The following is a 16086-nucleotide window of genomic DNA, read 5'->3' on the forward strand; positions in this document are numbered from 1 at the left end:
GGCATGTTTTTTGCTTAAGTTTTGTCGAATTATAGCAGTATCTTGCAATTTTTTACTCATTAAGTGATGAAGTTTGTCGAATTATATTGAAAAGTAACTTATATAGTAAAGTTAATGAATAAATTTTCCCAATAACAAATTCTCTTACATTCATTTACGATGTAGTTGAGAGGTGTACTAAACATGAACAACAACCAAACTGTCCTAAGTGTCAAGAAATTAACTAAAGTGTATCAACGTGCTGATAAAAAAGTCGAAGCTTTAAAGGATGTTGATTTCCAATTATTTAAAGGTGAGTTTCTAGCTATCATGGGAACGAGTGGATCAGGTAAAAGTACATTATTGAATATATTAGGTGCTATGGATGAGCCAACATCAGGTGAGATTGATTTTAGTGGAGTAGTAGATCATCAGAATATATTTAAAGAACCATATGCAACAACTTATCGCCGGGAGAATATTGGGTTTGTCTTCCAATCGTTTCACCTGTTAAAGGATTTAACGGTAGAGGAAAATATTGCAATGCCTCTAATCTTAAAAAATGTAGATTTCGCTACGATAGAAGAGAAAGTAAATGAATTGCTAGAGTTAGTACAATTAACGAAATGGCGAAAGCATCGTCCATTAGAACTTTCCGGTGGACAACAACAGCGGGTGGCCATTTGCCGAGCATTAATTACCTCACCACCTCTTATTCTAGCGGATGAACCAACTGGTAATTTAGACTTTAATACGTCTCACAGTATTCTAGATATATTTAAGGAAATTAATAAATCAATGCGTCAAAGTATTGTCCTTGTGACACATGAGCCATATGTTGCTTCGTTTGCGGATAGGGTACTCTTTTTTCATGATGGACGTATTAAAAATGAATATCAATGTCGAGAAGACTCATCGGATATGGAGCGGATTATGCATGAATTCAAACGTATTCTGGAGAGTCCGCTATGATTAAATCGGTTAAACAACTGGCCGGACGCTTTTTGCGAGAGAACAAATTTATCGTCGTTTCTTCCATCATTGGCGTGATGTTATCGATCGTCATTATTAATACATTGCTCATGTTCATCATCGATGGGAAGCAATTACTCGTAGAAGATGTACAGCAACAATATGGAGAGATGGATGTATCGGTTGGATACGATGCTTATCAGGATCACTATATTGATTCCGAATTAATGGAAGAGATTGTATCAAATGAGGTGGAAGCATATTCGAAAGTTTGGATTACGCCTTTACACTTGGACGAAATGGGTGAGGAGATTCTCGCTCTAGGGGTGGAGAATGATTCATTAGCAAAAGGGAGATATCATTTTCAAACGGATTTGAAGAGTGAAGATGTCATCATGCCTGAAAGACTAGCAGCAAATCTAGGGATTCAACTAGGTGATACGATAACGGTTGAAAGTAAAGCATTTACCGTAAAAGAAATACTTCGCGATAATAGTATGTTAGAAGAAATACAGCAAGATTATATCATCATGCCGAGGAGTTCTATACAAGAACTAGATGGTCAACGTACAAATGAAGCGACAACGATTTTAATTAAGTTACAGCCTGGTTCCGATTTGCTTGCCTATATCAATAAATTTAGACAATTGGATCCAATGTTAACCATGGAAGTAGCACAAGCAGATTCTTTTGAAGAAGTAAATTTAAACTTGCTTAATCAGTTTATCATTGTATTGTCCCTGCTCATATTAGTAATTACTTCTTTAATCCTAATTTCGAATTTCGATATTTTCTTATATAAATATAAGAACCAATTAGCGATTTTACGTTCGATGGGTGCGACTAGAGGTCAAGTATTTCACATCATTCTTTTACAAACGATTGTGATTAATGTTATTGGTGCTGGGTTAGGGTTGTTGTTTACTTTTGTTAGTTATCGTTTATTAAAGTCCTGGATGGAATATTTATTTTCGATATCCGTTGCAGATGCAGGAGTAAATATTGGGATTGCTTTCGTCGTTACGATAAGCTGTATGACTATCATTCAACTGTTTATGCTGTATCCTTCGATTAAAAGCACGAAAATACTACCGATGGTTGTTATGCAAGATAATGAAAAGCTAGATATACCATACCGTAATGTCATTAAATGGACCGGACTAATATCGATCATAGGTGGTGGACTATTTTTACTAATCGGAGCGCTATCATCAAACTTAGCCCTATTCATACTACTCGGTGTCTTCTTATTTTTAATAGGCTTTTATTGTCTATTTCCAATTTATCTTTCGAAAGTATTCGAACTAATAGCACCTATCATCAATCGTATATTCGGGCGTGTTTCTTATTTATCTGTGAAAAATCTAATTCCACAAGTAAGGAAGAATATGTTTATTATCCTAGGGATTAGTCTAATGATGACGATTTCGGTCTTTGGTTCAACCGTGATGAAATCGATTCATATGAACCAGCAATCCTATATTCAGGATCAACACCGAGCTGATATTATTATCAAAAATGAAGTTGGAATAAACGCCAATTTGGACAGGGAACTTTTGAGGGATGAAATAGGGAAGATAAACGAAGTAAAGAGTATCAGTATGCAAAGTACATACAGTGAGGCCATGCTGAGAAAAGATAATCAATCGATTCCATTGGATTATGCCTTTGCAGATTTGAAAGAACTAATCGAACAAGGATTAGTTGAGCCCTTTGAATGGGACAAGAATGTCATCATTATCGAAGAACAATTCGCTGCGATGAATGGAATAAAGATTGGTGATACGTTAGAAATTCAAATGTGGAATTTAGATAACGAATCGTTTTCAGGTGATGTAACGGTCGCTTCAATAGCTGAAAATATGCCTGATTGGGGTAGTATGCTCATCGATTGGAACAATACCGTATTTGAATTCTCTAATGCTACTTTTGGTATCGCATTTGTTCAAACAGACCATATAGAACAAACGATGGAGCAATTAGAGGCAGTGGAGCAGAAGTATCCGGAGCTCAGCATAAGTAATCTCAACCAAGCATTAGAGCAAGCTGATAAGATGTTTATCCAACGTTGGTATATTCTTATTATTGTCTTATTTATCATTATGTTTAGTGTGTTACTAGGAGTGGTTAATACATTAATTAATACTATTCATATGAAAAGAAAAGAATTTGCGGTGTTACGAGCAGTATCCTTAACGAAAAAGGAACTAAGGAAATTTATTTTAACACAAGTCTTTCTCTATATATCCATGGGGATGGTATCAGGTTTTATAATCGGAGTTATCTTAGTCTATGCGATACGATTAATTGATCCAGTGCCTATGTATGTTGATGTGTTGCTTTTAATTAGTATTATCCTTATATCCATCATCGTGATTTTATCGGTATTGGTACCTTTTATTAATAGGATTGGGAAATATCCTCTTTTGCAGGAATTAACCGAAGAAAATAAATAGAAAATGGTATATAATGGAATCAGGTAAAATAGTCAATAAAATTAAAATAGACAGAAAAATGGAAATGCTAATGAAAAGAAACTAGGGGGGAATCAAACTGGATTTAGGGAAGCGCTTATTCTTTTATCGAAAAAAGAATAAATTAACTCAAGAAGTACTTGCCAAGGGGATTTGCTCTGTATCGTATTACAGTAAAATTGAATCCGGGCAAGTAACCCCAAGTACGGAAATAATTAATCTATTAGCTGACCGATTAGGTGCTCCTTCTTCAGAACTTCTATTAGATAAGGATTCACTATTACGTATAAAGGAGAAATTTAACGCATTTTCTTATGATCTAAGACTGAATCGTATCGATGGAGCACAGGCACATTATGAAGATATGATGAGTGAATTCGCAGATAATAGGAATCCTTCTATTCATTTGATTGTTATATTAGCCCACCTTAGAATGTCCATCTTACATAACGATAATCGGAAAGCTGAACGTTACTATAAAAAAGCGGAAAAATTAATCGATTATCTTGATGAAGAAATGACTACAGAATACCAACGAATATGTGGGTTGTATCATTATTTATTAGGTGATTTAGAGGAAGCCTTAACTTACTTGAAACAAGTAGAAAAAGCAACAGACTATCCATTAATGGAGGAAATTTACTATCTTTTGTCGCTAATATATAGTAGACAAAATGAATTATATCTTTCTACTTATTATGCAGAAAAAGCTTTAGAAACTTTTGTTGCAAAGATGGATTATAAGCAATGTACGAACTGTAATTTAATTCTTGGAGTAAACTACTATAAATTAGAGAAGTACGATAAAGCACTAGAAATTTACCATAATATACTAGAACAAGAGAAGGATAATTATTCCTTAAAAGCAAAAGTTTTTCATAACATTGGCCTACTATATTCCAAGCGTGGGCAAAGTGAACTAGCAATAAAATATTATCAAGAAAGTATTGTTTTGAAGGATAAGAAAGCAACGAAACCGAAGACGATCTATTTAATAGCAAAGGAATATTATCGTCTTAACGAGAAAAAACTTGCGGAGACATGGGCAATGAAGGGGCTATTTCTTGCGAAAGAGTTCCGTGATAAAGAATATGAAATTAAATTACAAGTGTTAATCCTTTTAATAACAAATCAAGACATTGATCTGTATATAAAGAATGTTGCTATGCCATTTTTTAAACAGAGAGGTGACTCTGATTCGGTAAGAGAATTTATTAAACTATTAACAAATAATTATGAGGAAAATAAAAAGTTTAAAGAAGCCTATTTCTTATTAAAAGAATATATAAATATTTAATGGAGGTATGAAAGATGAAATATTTAAGACTAATTTTAATGGTAACAGTAACTCTATTATTTTTCACGGTCACGGAAGAAAGTGTCGTAGCGCTTAATGATGAAGTGATTGTAGGAACATTAGGAGATGAAGAGTTGCCAGATCCGATACATAGGTATGTGGTAGAGAAGTAATTGGGGCATGGGGAAGAGGTTGTAAGTCTAAAATAAAAGTAAGCTAGTGTAAGTTCGGTACAATACCGAATTTCACACTAGCTTACTTTTTTATTTAAAAGGGTATTTAATAGTTAGCCCTGATTCAGTGTGGCCAGAAACTAACAATGTCGCGTTATTAATGATTTTCAATATCTCATTCTGGATATGGTCCAGGCTCTGTCTCATGTTCATTGTTTGGTGAAACCATTCCATCATTAATAGAAAGCGCATAATTAGCAGGTGATGTAATAAAAGATAAGGCCAGTATGAATAGTAGCATACGTACAAATTTTTTCATTTGTTATTCCTCCGTTATTCATTGTAAATTGATTTCAATATGTGATTAGCTTTACGATAATACTTTGCTGCTTGCTTATATCGTCTTTCATCGTAGTAGTGGTCTGCTAAAAGATGAAAATAGATTTGTTTTTGGTAGTATAATCTGTTTTTCTCTAAGTATGGAAATACTTCATTCAGTAAGATTTTCTCTAATTGGTGGCCATTATGATGCAAGAGTAATTGTTCATAAATTTCAAAGTCATAGGTGAGACTAGACTTTTCCATATGTTCGGTCTCTATTCGTTCTTTCCCTTTTTGCAACCAGAAAATAGCATTCGGGTAATCTCTCATTTTATAGTATTCTTTCATTAAACTACTTATAGGGGTTAGTATGTTTATATTTGGGGTGTATGTACCAGGATGTGTTTCATAACTTTTTTTAAAATGTTCAATGGCATTCATATGGTCCCCTATTGAGGAGTATAGAGCCCCGATATTTTGATTGGAGAGGGAAATTAGTTTAGGATTGTTTAGTGATACTCCAATCTTTATGGCCATCTCATAACTTTCTTTTGCTTTTTCCACTTCATTATTTCGTCTGTAACATATTCCTAATAAAATATGGCAATAGGCACATCGAAATAAATCGTATTGGCTTTGATAGTATTTTAGCGCCTCTAACGCATAAGGAAAAGCTATGTGAACTTGTCTAATCTTACTCGCAGTATTTCCAATAAGATAAAACAAATTACTAATTTCCTCTTCTTTATAAAAGAGTTCATCATGAATTAGGTTTTCGGCAGATTGAAACAACTCCAATGCTTCGTAATAAGAACATTTTGAGTAAAAATACTCACCTCTAAATTTATAGAAATAATATTTTTCCAATTTATTGAAAGTGCTTTTTATCCTTAGCAGATTTTGTAGTTGTTTAGCAGCTCGATCCGCTTGATTCGTAAGCATGAAGTATCGAAGCTTATTTATTTCTATTAAATTCACAAGTAATTCACTAGAATACAATTCGGTTTGGCTATCGATCTCTTCAAAGAGTTCTTTTGCTTGATTTCTGTCTCCCGAAAGCAAGCTTTTAAACCACTGTTTACACTTTTCAAAGTCTGCATCAAATTCTGTAATGACATTTGGATCAATACCTAACTTTTTACATAGTAATCCAGTAATTTCTGGATTAGGCATTGTACTTCCACTTTCTATTTTGGATAAGTAAGAAAAAGAAATAATTCCTTCTGCCAATTCCGTTTGCGTTAGTCCTTTTTGGATACGAAAGTATTTTATTTTTTGCCCGATATGATACAACAAGTCACCTCCCCTCACTACTTTAATTATAAGAATAATAAGTAAATATTACCAGGCAAAAAGCACCATTTTCTAATAATTCAAATTTTCCTGAAGGGGGTAAGGTTAAGGGGTAAAAAGGTGGTTTTATGAGGAAAATTTTCCTTGGAAATGGATAAATTTTGCGTTTAGTTTGGGGACAGTCCCCTTCAAACCGTTTTTCTACTGTATGAACAGGCACTATCTTTTCTTGAGTAGGAAATAGGATAGGAAAGTAGGAAATTTTTCGTCTGTTTTTTCCTACTTTCAGACATAGACTTTCCCAACATTATCAGAAAATATAGTATGTTATAATTAGTGCAAAATTACTAATCGAGTGGAAAACGGGACTTATTTTTCTTTATCAGATCAGCGATTGAATGTATTAGGTGAAAGGGGATTATTGATGCAGCTACTTAAAAGCGGATTAATTAGGGGAGTAATTCTATTTGCTATTTTGCTTGTATATTCCTTGATATATGAAGGAATTGAAGAAACTTTTAATCTATATATTTATAACGCTATTATCGCATTTTTATTAGGATTAACTAGCATTATATATCAAATAGAACAATGGCAGTATTGGAAACAGATTTTGGCTCATTATTTATCCATGCTCATAACAGTTTTTCCAATTTTACTAATAAGTGGTCATTATCCGGTCAATTCCTTTAGTGATGTATGGCATGTGTATATGCAGTTTAATAAGGCAGGGATCGCGTTATTTATCGTGACATTCGTTATGTTTAACTTGTTCAGATGGTTTGGTAATCGGAATTCGGAAGAGGCTTAGAGGGTGAGGTAGAAAAGTAGAGGGATGGTTCAGATAGAACCGTCCCTCTACTTTTCTAATATAGGTGTCTTTATATAGGTGTCTGACACCTCCCGAAGTTTGTTGGTTTTTGTCGAAAGTGTTTTTCTTACACAAATTGTTTAAAAATTTGGCTCTCATAGGTGGTTTTGGTACTTGAATTACACACGTGACTAGTGATTTGGGATGGGATAACATTTATATAATAACTGGTGCGATTAGCCTAGTTATGGGATGAACGATCTTTGAAAATGGGGTGGGGTCGATGAGGTTTGTATCGTGGAGAAGGATTTTCATTTTAACTATATTTTTCACGGTAATTAGTGGTTGCCAAGACGAAATAATTAGTGTAGACGATCTTGGGATTACGAGTATTGCAACATATAAAGATGAAGAAACAGAGATATCGTATTTTGTTGTTACAATTCAACCAGAGAAGAAGATAACTCTCCATGCCGCAGAACTAGACGGTCATTATAATGAAGTGGCCGGCCAAGCAATGGAATATAAAAAAGATTTTACGATCGAAAGTTGGGAAAGTAGTAAGAAGTTTGAATTGCCGATGGAAGTTATGGAGAATGAACAAATTCGAATTCTCTTTATGTCTGACAATCCAGAGGTTGATGTCAGTCTAGTAGAAGGTGTTTATTTTAATGTAAATGGAGAGTGGCTGAAGCGCGAATTCAAGCAAGGGGATAAATGATTTTTTGTCTTTTTTCATAATTTACAATTTTTTACCAAAATGGTAATGTTTAAATATGCAAGATTGTGAGAGACCAGGAGGTAAAAATGACTATTTCATTCGGTAAGATTATTAAGATGAAGAGAATGGAAAAAGCGATTACGCAAGAAGAGCTTTGTGTTGGGATCTGTACACCATCTTATTTAAGTAGAATAGAAAATAATCGGGTAATTGCTGATGAGCATATTTATACATTATTATTTCAACGACTTGGTATGGATGTTCCCAAAAACGATAATCCGATCGATGTCGATGAGGAACTAGAGTTAGTTTATAAGAAGTTAGTAAGGAGCGAAGAGGTAACGGAAGCGGATATGATGAAGCTAGAGTCATTGGCCAATCGAGCTGGAGGAGACGCCATCATGAAATATGAGCTTGTCTATTGTAAGTATTTAATCCGCAATAGAGAGTTTGATTCGGCTTATAAAAGGTTGCGCCAAATGGACGAAATGATTCAAAAGAAATTGGATCGTACGTATTTCATCTATATTAATAATTATTTAATCTATCATTCTTTTAATCGAGAATATGAGAAGGCTGTACAGATTTCTAATCAGCTTATTCAAACTTCGGGTTATAGACACTTAGGGGATGCTTATGAGTTAGGAATCTTTTTTTATAACCTCGCCTTTAATTATAAAAACATATATGAGTATAATGAGGCCATTCATTATGTAACTGAGGCTTTACAACTTTTTAATGAGAATTATCTTTTGGAGCATGCGATAGATTGCCAAATCATATTAGGGATTTGCTATAACAATATTCACAAATGGGACGAATCGATTCGTGCCTACCGTCATGCCAAAAAGATACTTACCTATTTACCAGAAGAAGAGCATGAACATTATCAAGGGATGATTTATAATAATCTCGGGAATTGCTATGAAAATCAAGAAGATTATCATCAGGCAATAAAGTATTATCTTGAATCCTTAAAATATGAAAGAAAAATTAGCAAAGAAAATAATAAGATGATTACGTATATTAACTTAGTTCGTTGCTATTATAAGCTCGATCAATGGACAGAAGCGATCAATTGGCTAGAGCATGCTTTTAAACATTGTAGTAAACTGACGGATAAACTATATGTCTATCAAATTCGTATCTTTCAAAGTGTGTTATTCCACGTTCCTACGATGGAAGAAATCATTGCTTTACAAAACGAAACGGTAGAGTATTTTAAGGAACAAAAACGGTGGAGCTTAGTTATTTTTTATGGCGAGCTATTTGCTCAGATGTATGAACAGGCTAATCATCATAAAAAAGCCAATCAGATGTATAAGCAAATTATGAGATCGCAAGAGTGTATAAGGTTAGGGAGTTAAGAGTGGGGGATACCCTAGTAAAAACAACGCTTGGAAAAAATTCAAGCGTTGTTTAGTTCTGTTTATTTTTCTTCTTGAACTAGCGCACGCGTTAGCTAAAGAAGATTCTATTTGACTCTCTCTAAATTTTTTAATAAATATGGAACAGAATTTTTATATATATCACTAATTGATTCATTTGTTCCAAGAAATCATCATCACTATCGGGAGATCCAATATTTACTCAAAATCTTTTGGAGTGGGGTTGCCGATAACCCCACAACCACCTAAAAAAATAAGCAGGATACAAAGTTGAAATAGAATTTTTGGGAAAAACATTCTACTACAGTTTTCCATCATCATTTTCCTCCTGTTCTGTATTACTATATAATTATAAGTCAATTCATAATATTTTTTGAATAAATCTTTAGAATGTATAAATATTTGTAACCTTTTCTAATGCTCATTCGATTAATATGATGAGTAGCAAAAAAGGAGGGATGATCTTGACTAATTCAACTGAGTTAAATGGAGATATAGAACTAATTTATCAGAGGCATTATTTGGACGTGTATAAATTCTTGATTTGTTTTGTTGGTAATCGTAACGAAGCAGAAGATTTAACTCAGGAAGTTTTTATTAGGGTTCTTAAAAATAGTTCGAATTTTAATTACCAATCAAAATTATCTACCTGGATTCTTTCTATAGCAAAGCATACAGCAATTGATCACCTCAGAAGAAAAAAATTTACTTCTATATTCAAAGATAGCTTTTTTAATCAAATTCCCGAAGAGAGCAACAATCCCGAACAAGTAGTAGACGAGAAGGAAAACAAGGAACTAATAAGGGCAGCGATCACATCCTTAAAGCCCCACTATAGAGCTGTTGTCATACTTAGGGGAATTAATGAATTCTCCATTAGAGAAACAGCAGAAATACTAGGTTGTAAGGAATCTAAGGTGAAAGTAGATTATCATCGTGCTTTAAAAATACTTAGACGGAAACTAATACCGTCAAGGGAGGTTTTCGAAAATGCAAACGGATAAGGAGCTATTAGACAACATAAAGAATTCTTTTGAGTTGGAACCTAGGCCTGAGTTTGTGCGAGAAACAAAGCGAAAATTAATTACTGAGGCGAATAGAAGTAATAAACGATACCAATTTCAAAAGAAAATGAAATATACCCTCGCTACAGCTCTAACGTTAACTTTCATTATATGGTTGTCATTTTACAATGGAACAGAATATGTAACCAGTTCTTTTCAAACATTGTTATCAACAATAAATCAAAAAAATACTGTGAATACCCCTATAAATAGTTCAGAACCAACCGTTTTTATATACCATACACACAATACAGAGTCCTTTATGCCTCTTCTTGATATAGAAGATCCAGATAAAGCACACGATGATGAGAAGAATATTACGATGGTCGGAAAACATCTTGCTAACTTATTAGAACAGGAAGGAATCCCCACTCTACACGATAATACTGATATTATGAAGCAAATTGAAAATGATGGATTGCAATACAACGAATCTTACAGCCTATCTAGGGAGATAGTTAAAGACGTTTTAGACAAGCACGAGAATTTAAAATTAGTGCTAGATATACACAGAGACTCCATAGATAGAGATAGTACTACGACGAACATAGACGAGGCTGAAGTGCCGAAAATATCCATTATTATATCAGAGAATAATTCTAAATATGAAGAGAACCTGAAAGTTGCCGAACTATTCCACGAGACATTGGAGAATAAGTATCCAGGTGTTTCAAGAGGAGTTTCAACGACAGAAGGTTCAAATTCAGGTATATACAATCAAGATTTATTTCAAAACTCATTGTTAATTCAAATAGGTGGTATTGGTAATACTTTAGAGGAAGAATATAAAGGCGCAAAGATTCTCTCTGAAGTCATTATTGATATCCTTGATAAATTAGAATAGAAACAAAAAGTCAGACTAAAAAAAGACGATTTATTTATTTAAATCGTCTTTTTTCTTTCCATCTCGGATAGCAATTTATTTACTTAATAAACAGCCCTGCAATTTCATCTTTATCATTAAACGAAATCGTGTATACACGATTTAAATTACTATACTTTGCAATGACGACAGTGACATAAAGGCCATCTTGTTCATCAACGGATGTTTTTTCAAACGCTACAAAATCACCGGATTCCTCAAGAACAGGAGTAAATTGGTTCATATTTTCTAATGATAATCCTTGTTCCATTGTTTCATCAAACATCGCATGGACTTCTTCATATTTATGTTCATTTAATAACGATACGACTTCTTCTGCTTTTTCACTATATTTTTCGGTATTGGGATCTGAATCATCCGAACCGCATGCAACAAGTACGAGCATCAATGCAATGATAAACATTGGTAAGATTAGTTTCTTCATGAAAACATATTCCTCCTTTTTAATAAAAAGCTGTAGCTAATAACAACTAGTGCAGTTACTGCTAAGGAAACTTCGGAAGCAATTAATACATGGTTTGTGGACTCGAATATAAGTGGGAATATTCCTATTAACGTATCGATGAATCCATGAATGAAAATGGCTAGGACTACAAATAGAAATTTCCTCTGTATCACACCATGTAATACAATGATCGATAGTCCGATATGTAGCATTAGTGCAAAGAAACGTTCGGTGCCACCTATAAGAAAGTCTATATTGTAAAAGGTGGCTAGGGGAGAGAACAACATACTGATTGCACTAATACCTACAAACCAAACAGCCTCTATTCCACCATGACCTGTACCAAATAAAAAGCCAGCTTGAAAGCTCCTTTGCTTCATAAAAAAGCGCATCATGATATAACGTGCCAGCTCTTCCACAATTCCTGCTGACAAACCGATTGCGATAGCAAATAAGACGGGATTCATAATGCTAAGCATGGAATAGGTGGTGCTATGACTTTGTAAGTAATCTAAAAGTGGGAGGCGGAATAAAAGCTGCGAAATAACAAATGCCAATACACCTAGAAAGAAGGGTATGTAGTGCCTTTTGACACAGGCATAAATTAATGCGAAAAGTGGTATTCCAATACTAATACAGATGGAAAAAATAATACCGAACACGATTGTATAGTCTCCTTCATCAGATTAGGCTTTTAATCGTGCTGCCCAGATTAAGTTGTAAATTAACACGATTGGAATGAAGACCAGTAAGGCAATAGATAGGACAATGAAAATAGTTGTATTCGCATCGATGGCATATAGTAGAAATGCCTCATTAGCAGATAGAAATGTTAAAAATGCTAAGTGTTGAATAACGATGATAACCTTTTTCGCCATATTATATTGCATATCTCGGTTATTATCCGTTAAATTAATGTAATTTAACTTATCTGGATGTTTCGCAAGTAACCCTAATAACCACCAAATTAATAGACCGATTACTGGCATGATCAGTAACATAAATTTAGGTCCCCAACCATCGGGTTCACCATTCGTAAAGTGGATGGCGATCTCGTCTGGAACATCCGCCCATGCAACAACTAGATGGATGATGTGGCCGATGAGGGCAATGATAGAAACTAACGCTAAAAATTTAGACAACCCATTACTTTTCCTCATGTTTTTCTTCCCTTCGATTGTTATGACTTTGTTTCTTAGATTTGGCAATTACCATCTTTACACGTTCGATTAGAAATATAGAATCTATTTTTGGCTACAAGTTTATAACCTAATGATCCAATCTGCGTTATTTTTAAAAGGTAGAGAAAAAAACGAATGAAAGGATTAGGCCTAATTCTCTTATTAATTTCTACGATAGTAGAAAACCCCTTATAAACACGCTCCCCATCAAAGGAATGCATTTCTTCCGAAAGGTTATCTTTGTAATCCGCCATTTCCATCGGAATATTTTCTCTAAAGGAAGAAAACTTTAATAAGTTGTTCTTATCCTTCTTCATCCATTTGTTCACCGTTTGTCTGCAATAGGAACAATTCCCATCATAATAAACAGTTAAAGTATTAAGCATTTTTATTAACCTCGCTCACATGTATTCGTTATGAACATATTCACCTGGTTCCAATGAAAAGTTATTTTTCTATTGATGAGTTGTCGTTATGAAGCACCATCTCCTCTGTTTGATAACCAAATATAGTGACTATTATACATAATTGGAATTTACTTTCAATACTTTGGACGGGTTGCCCAATAAGAACTTATGTTCGTGTCGAAAGTGGCTAAAAAGGCACCTTTTTTGTACGAAGTTTGTCGAACTGTTATTCGACTTTCACAAAATTGTAAGGCTTTTTATGTGGTAGATTAGTATGTGTAAAAATTTCCAAGGGAGGTATTTTCACTTTATGAAACGCAAAAACAAAGGATTTCTAATCGTTTACTTTATCGCTTTTCTGACTTTCTTCTATGTTTCTATTGCACCAGTTTTACCTCCAAGTCCGATCAAAATTCCAGATGCAGTATCAGCAAAAGTTATGGAGTATTTTCCACAAGGGTGGGGATTTTTTAGTAAAGATCCAAGAGAGAGCTATTTCTATGTCATTGATTTGGAATCAGAAGAACTAGGCGCTCACTGGCCTAATATGACACTGAAAAATTGGGCTGGCTTAAAACGATTTGGACGTTCTCAAGGGATTGAGATGGGGAGAATCTTCGCGCAAGTTGGAGACCAAGCGATGACAGAATGTGAACTAACACCAGTCGAATGCCTTAAAAATGAAGAGAATGTAATTCATGTCACAAACGATTCACCATCCCCAACGATAAAAGGGGATATCGGAATTGTCGTCCAGGAAAGTGTTCCTTGGGCTTGGGCAAAGAAAGTGGATAAAGAAGATATGCCTTCTAAGATTGTGAGGTTAAACGTCGATGTTCAAAGTAATTAACGAAAAAATCAATCATTCCGTTTTAAATTTTAATCCGTTAAGTAATGTATATGGGCTTGCCCGATCATTTATCGCGCTAGGTACGTTAGTCACCCTTTTATTTAATTCTACCGATACATTGTTTCGTCCGATGGCTGGAATCGATGATTACCCTTCAGGTATCGGGGCAATTAGTTTATTCAATCTAGTTCCTAATGAAACGATTTATCTCACGATTGTGAAATGGTTGTTTGTCATTGGTCTAATCGTCATTATGTCTGGTTGGCGCCCACGTTATACCGGAATACTGCACTGGTACATAGCTTATAGTTTCAATACTGCTGCAGCGACGCTTGATGGTGGGGACCAAGTAGCAGTTGTGCTTACGTTCTTATTAATCCCTATTACACTAGCAGATTCAAGGAAATGGCACTGGGATCGGGCTGACCTTCCTAGTGAAGGACATAAAGTGTTTACCGCAGTTCCGTATTTCTTTATTCGAGTCCAGGTTGCGGTGATTTATTTTCATTCCACGATTGCCAAGTTATTTAATCCAGAGTGGAGAGATGGTACGGCGGTTTACTATTATTTGAACGATCCAATGTTAGGACTAAATGACATCTTTCTAACACTAGTAAATCCAATATTAAATGGTCCTCTCGTCGTATTACCAACATGGGGGACGTTAATTTTACAGTTTGTGCTGTTTGCAGCCTTTTTCGCTCCGAAGAGTGCATGGAATTATTACTTAATTATCGGTATTGTAATGCACGAAATATTCGCTTTAATGCTAGGACTAGCTAGCTTCTCTATCACTATGATTGGCGCATTAATTCTGTATTTACGACCGCTTGATCAACCATTCAAATTCTTTAAAGGGGGGGATGCTTATAAAGAAGAAGAACCAATTTATTTAGAACGGGCTAGTTAATAAAAAAAATATAATTAAAATTTTTAGGAGGAGAACAAGATGAAAAGAATTTTATCTGTATTAGTTTCATTCGCGTTAATATTATCGATATTACCGCTAAATGTATTTGCTGCTGGGGATTCAGCAAATGCAAAACAATATTCGGGTGAAGAATTATTAAAAGGAATTATCTTTGGAGTCGGTGACGCTGCCAAAGATATGGGTGTATGGACTGACGAAGAATTTGAAATAAACAACAGCAAGGAGGTAATCGAGCAAGTTGATCTTTTAGTTGGCGAAATTGGTCAACTAGATGCAACATTCTTTGATCGATTTGAAGAGAATATCTACTCTAGTAACTATGTGAAATTAGAGAAGAATTTTACAGAGCTTAATAGTTTGCTTGATAAAGCAATCGAAAACTTAGTTGACCGTAGCGAACTAGGAATTGATACGACAACTGCTTCCAAGGATGGAATCGGGTTGAATGCAGTGGCAGCGGTAGGATGGCTCGTATATGCAGGTGCTGCAGTGACAACTGGGGCAGCAGTAACTCATGTTGTTGTAGCAACAGCTGGAGGAGCAGCAGCAGCATATCTAGTAATTTATGGGGAGAAATACTTCTGGGGTCCTGACTCTGTAAACGATAAAACGACTCAACTAGTAAAAGAACAATTCATCGATAAGATTATTACTACTTTTAACTAAGTTCATCGTTTTACAACCGATAAAAACGGATCCGGGGATTGAAAAAGTGGACAAAGGAACGGTTCTCATGCTTGTTTTAAAATTGTAACTGGCCCGGGAGCATAAGAAGAACGAAATCGCTTTGCGATGGCTCAAAACCTAAAAACCCAAACCCATAATAATGTAATGAAGATTCATAAATAATACACAAAAAAAGAAAAAGTATGCTCTATTTTATGGTATTGTTTTAT

General features: G+C 34.6%; 18 protein-coding genes and 1 pseudogene. 13 read left to right on the forward strand and 6 right to left on the reverse strand.

From position 1 onward, the window contains the following. Positions 1-183 precede the first annotated feature (183 nt). The 5 genes and pseudogenes from IEV35_RS18575 to IEV35_RS18595 all read left to right on the forward strand — a co-directional run bounded on the left by IEV35_RS18575 (position 184) and on the right by IEV35_RS18595 (position 4895). Positions 184-951, forward strand: coding sequence for an ABC transporter ATP-binding protein (locus IEV35_RS18575; RefSeq protein WP_188386154.1), 768 nt, complete (start codon positions 184-186; stop codon positions 949-951). Further along, entirely contained in the window at positions 948-3407 is a 2460-nt protein-coding gene (locus IEV35_RS18580; RefSeq protein WP_188386155.1) for an FtsX-like permease family protein, read from the forward strand. The genes IEV35_RS18575 and IEV35_RS18580 overlap by 4 nt, the downstream gene beginning before the upstream one ends. A 97-nt stretch (positions 3408-3504) precedes the next feature. Then, positions 3505-3672 (forward strand): annotated as a pseudogene (locus tag IEV35_RS20480) (helix-turn-helix domain-containing protein); the annotation flags it as partial. 120 nt (positions 3673-3792) lie between these two features. Beyond that, positions 3793-4722, forward strand: a complete 930-nt coding sequence (locus IEV35_RS18590; protein WP_188386156.1) for a tetratricopeptide repeat protein — start codon at positions 3793-3795, stop codon at positions 4720-4722. 14 nt (positions 4723-4736) lie between these two features. Then, positions 4737-4895 carry a hypothetical protein gene (locus IEV35_RS18595; RefSeq protein ID WP_188386157.1) on the forward strand — a complete coding sequence of 53 codons (159 nt, stop codon included), beginning with the start codon at positions 4737-4739 and terminating at the stop codon, positions 4893-4895. Positions 4896-5070: 175 nt separating this feature from the next. On the opposite strand, the gene IEV35_RS18600 is transcribed toward IEV35_RS18595, so the two are convergent. After that, entirely contained in the window at positions 5071-5214 is a 144-nt protein-coding gene (locus tag IEV35_RS18600) for a hypothetical protein (protein WP_188386158.1), read from the reverse strand. Positions 5215-5228: 14 nt separating this feature from the next. Beyond that, positions 5229-6509 (reverse strand): helix-turn-helix domain-containing protein, encoded by a 1281-nt coding sequence (locus IEV35_RS18605; protein ID WP_188386159.1) that lies wholly within the window; start codon positions 6507-6509, stop codon positions 5229-5231. 424 nt (positions 6510-6933) lie between these two features. Between IEV35_RS18605 and IEV35_RS18610 the strand changes: the two genes are divergently transcribed. The 5 genes from IEV35_RS18610 to IEV35_RS18630 all read left to right on the forward strand — a co-directional run bounded on the left by IEV35_RS18610 (position 6934) and on the right by IEV35_RS18630 (position 11337). Next, positions 6934-7320: a DUF3021 family protein gene (locus tag IEV35_RS18610; RefSeq protein WP_188386160.1), complete on the forward strand. Its 387-nt coding sequence runs from the start codon at positions 6934-6936 to the stop codon at positions 7318-7320. Between the two features lie 283 nt (positions 7321-7603). Then, positions 7604-8041, forward strand: coding sequence for a hypothetical protein (locus IEV35_RS18615; RefSeq protein ID WP_188386161.1), 438 nt, complete (start codon positions 7604-7606; stop codon positions 8039-8041). Between the two features lie 86 nt (positions 8042-8127). Beyond that, on the forward strand, positions 8128-9408 hold the full coding sequence (locus IEV35_RS18620) for a helix-turn-helix domain-containing protein (protein ID WP_188386162.1): 1281 nt from the start codon (positions 8128-8130) through the stop codon (positions 9406-9408). 485 nt (positions 9409-9893) lie between these two features. After that, entirely contained in the window at positions 9894-10433 is a 540-nt protein-coding gene (locus IEV35_RS18625) for an RNA polymerase sigma factor (RefSeq protein WP_229740807.1), read from the forward strand. Then, positions 10420-11337 carry a stage II sporulation protein P gene (locus IEV35_RS18630; protein ID WP_188386164.1) on the forward strand — a complete coding sequence of 306 codons (918 nt, stop codon included), beginning with the start codon at positions 10420-10422 and terminating at the stop codon, positions 11335-11337. The genes IEV35_RS18625 and IEV35_RS18630 overlap by 14 nt, the downstream gene beginning before the upstream one ends. 79 nt (positions 11338-11416) lie before the next feature. Here IEV35_RS18630 and IEV35_RS18635 read toward each other — a convergent pair whose 3' ends face one another. The 4 genes from IEV35_RS18635 to IEV35_RS18650 are packed head-to-tail and all read right to left on the reverse strand — an operon-like array spanning position 11417 to position 13388. Continuing rightward, the gene (locus tag IEV35_RS18635) at positions 11417-11800 is read right to left on the reverse strand and encodes a DUF3887 domain-containing protein (RefSeq protein ID WP_229740808.1); all 384 of its coding nucleotides are present in this window, start codon (positions 11798-11800) and stop codon (positions 11417-11419) included. After that, complete coding sequence (locus tag IEV35_RS18640; RefSeq protein ID WP_188386165.1) at positions 11797-12483, reverse strand: YhfC family glutamic-type intramembrane protease; 687 nt, start codon at positions 12481-12483, stop codon at positions 11797-11799. The genes IEV35_RS18635 and IEV35_RS18640 overlap by 4 nt, the downstream gene beginning before the upstream one ends. A 24-nt stretch (positions 12484-12507) precedes the next feature. Further along, a complete protein-coding gene (locus IEV35_RS18645) occupies positions 12508-12981 on the reverse strand; it encodes a DUF1648 domain-containing protein (protein WP_188386166.1) in 474 nt (157 codons plus the stop codon). Positions 12982-13016: 35 nt separating this feature from the next. Continuing rightward, entirely contained in the window at positions 13017-13388 is a 372-nt protein-coding gene (locus IEV35_RS18650; protein WP_229740809.1) for a thiol-disulfide oxidoreductase DCC family protein, read from the reverse strand. 331 nt (positions 13389-13719) lie between these two features. Here IEV35_RS18650 and IEV35_RS18655 point away from each other — a divergent pair, with 331 nt between their 5' ends. Genes IEV35_RS18655 through IEV35_RS18665 form a run of 3 tightly spaced genes read left to right on the forward strand, consistent with a single transcriptional unit; the run spans position 13720 to position 15856 of the window. Next, complete coding sequence (locus IEV35_RS18655; RefSeq protein WP_188386168.1) at positions 13720-14259, forward strand: SdpA family antimicrobial peptide system protein; 540 nt, start codon at positions 13720-13722, stop codon at positions 14257-14259. Beyond that, complete coding sequence (locus IEV35_RS18660) at positions 14243-15169, forward strand: sporulation-delaying protein SdpB family protein (RefSeq protein ID WP_188386169.1); 927 nt, start codon at positions 14243-14245, stop codon at positions 15167-15169. The genes IEV35_RS18655 and IEV35_RS18660 overlap by 17 nt, the downstream gene beginning before the upstream one ends. 39 nt (positions 15170-15208) lie before the next feature. Beyond that, positions 15209-15856 (forward strand): sporulation delaying protein family toxin, encoded by a 648-nt coding sequence (locus IEV35_RS18665; protein WP_188386170.1) that lies wholly within the window; start codon positions 15209-15211, stop codon positions 15854-15856. The last annotated feature ends 230 nt before the right edge of the window (positions 15857-16086 follow it).

Origin of the sequence: Ornithinibacillus halotolerans (genome assembly GCF_014637405.1) — a bacterium.
Lineage (GTDB): Bacteria > Bacillota > Bacilli > Bacillales > Amphibacillaceae > Ornithinibacillus > Ornithinibacillus halotolerans.

Coding starts and splice junctions, on each gene's coding strand:
- IEV35_RS18580 (WP_188386155.1), top strand. CDS start 948: ATGATTAAATCGGTTAAACAACTGGCCGGACGCTTTTTGCGAGAGAAC.
- IEV35_RS18600 (WP_188386158.1), bottom strand. CDS start 5,214: ATGAAAAAATTTGTACGTATGCTACTATTCATACTGGCCTTATCTTTT.
- IEV35_RS18650 (WP_229740809.1), bottom strand. CDS start 13,388: ATGCTTAATACTTTAACTGTTTATTATGATGGGAATTGTTCCTATTGC.
- IEV35_RS18645 (WP_188386166.1), bottom strand. CDS start 12,981: ATGAGGAAAAGTAATGGGTTGTCTAAATTTTTAGCGTTAGTTTCTATC.
- IEV35_RS18665 (WP_188386170.1), top strand. CDS start 15,209: ATGAAAAGAATTTTATCTGTATTAGTTTCATTCGCGTTAATATTATCG.
- IEV35_RS18620 (WP_188386162.1), top strand. CDS start 8,128: ATGACTATTTCATTCGGTAAGATTATTAAGATGAAGAGAATGGAAAAA.
- IEV35_RS18655 (WP_188386168.1), top strand. CDS start 13,720: ATGAAACGCAAAAACAAAGGATTTCTAATCGTTTACTTTATCGCTTTT.
- IEV35_RS18610 (WP_188386160.1), top strand. CDS start 6,934: ATGCAGCTACTTAAAAGCGGATTAATTAGGGGAGTAATTCTATTTGCT.
- IEV35_RS18615 (WP_188386161.1), top strand. CDS start 7,604: ATGAGGTTTGTATCGTGGAGAAGGATTTTCATTTTAACTATATTTTTC.
- IEV35_RS18635 (WP_229740808.1), bottom strand. CDS start 11,800: ATGAAGAAACTAATCTTACCAATGTTTATCATTGCATTGATGCTCGTA.
- IEV35_RS18575 (WP_188386154.1), top strand. CDS start 184: ATGAACAACAACCAAACTGTCCTAAGTGTCAAGAAATTAACTAAAGTG.
- IEV35_RS18660 (WP_188386169.1), top strand. CDS start 14,243: ATGTTCAAAGTAATTAACGAAAAAATCAATCATTCCGTTTTAAATTTT.
- IEV35_RS18590 (WP_188386156.1), top strand. CDS start 3,793: ATGAGTGAATTCGCAGATAATAGGAATCCTTCTATTCATTTGATTGTT.
- IEV35_RS18630 (WP_188386164.1), top strand. CDS start 10,420: ATGCAAACGGATAAGGAGCTATTAGACAACATAAAGAATTCTTTTGAG.
- IEV35_RS18595 (WP_188386157.1), top strand. CDS start 4,737: ATGAAATATTTAAGACTAATTTTAATGGTAACAGTAACTCTATTATTT.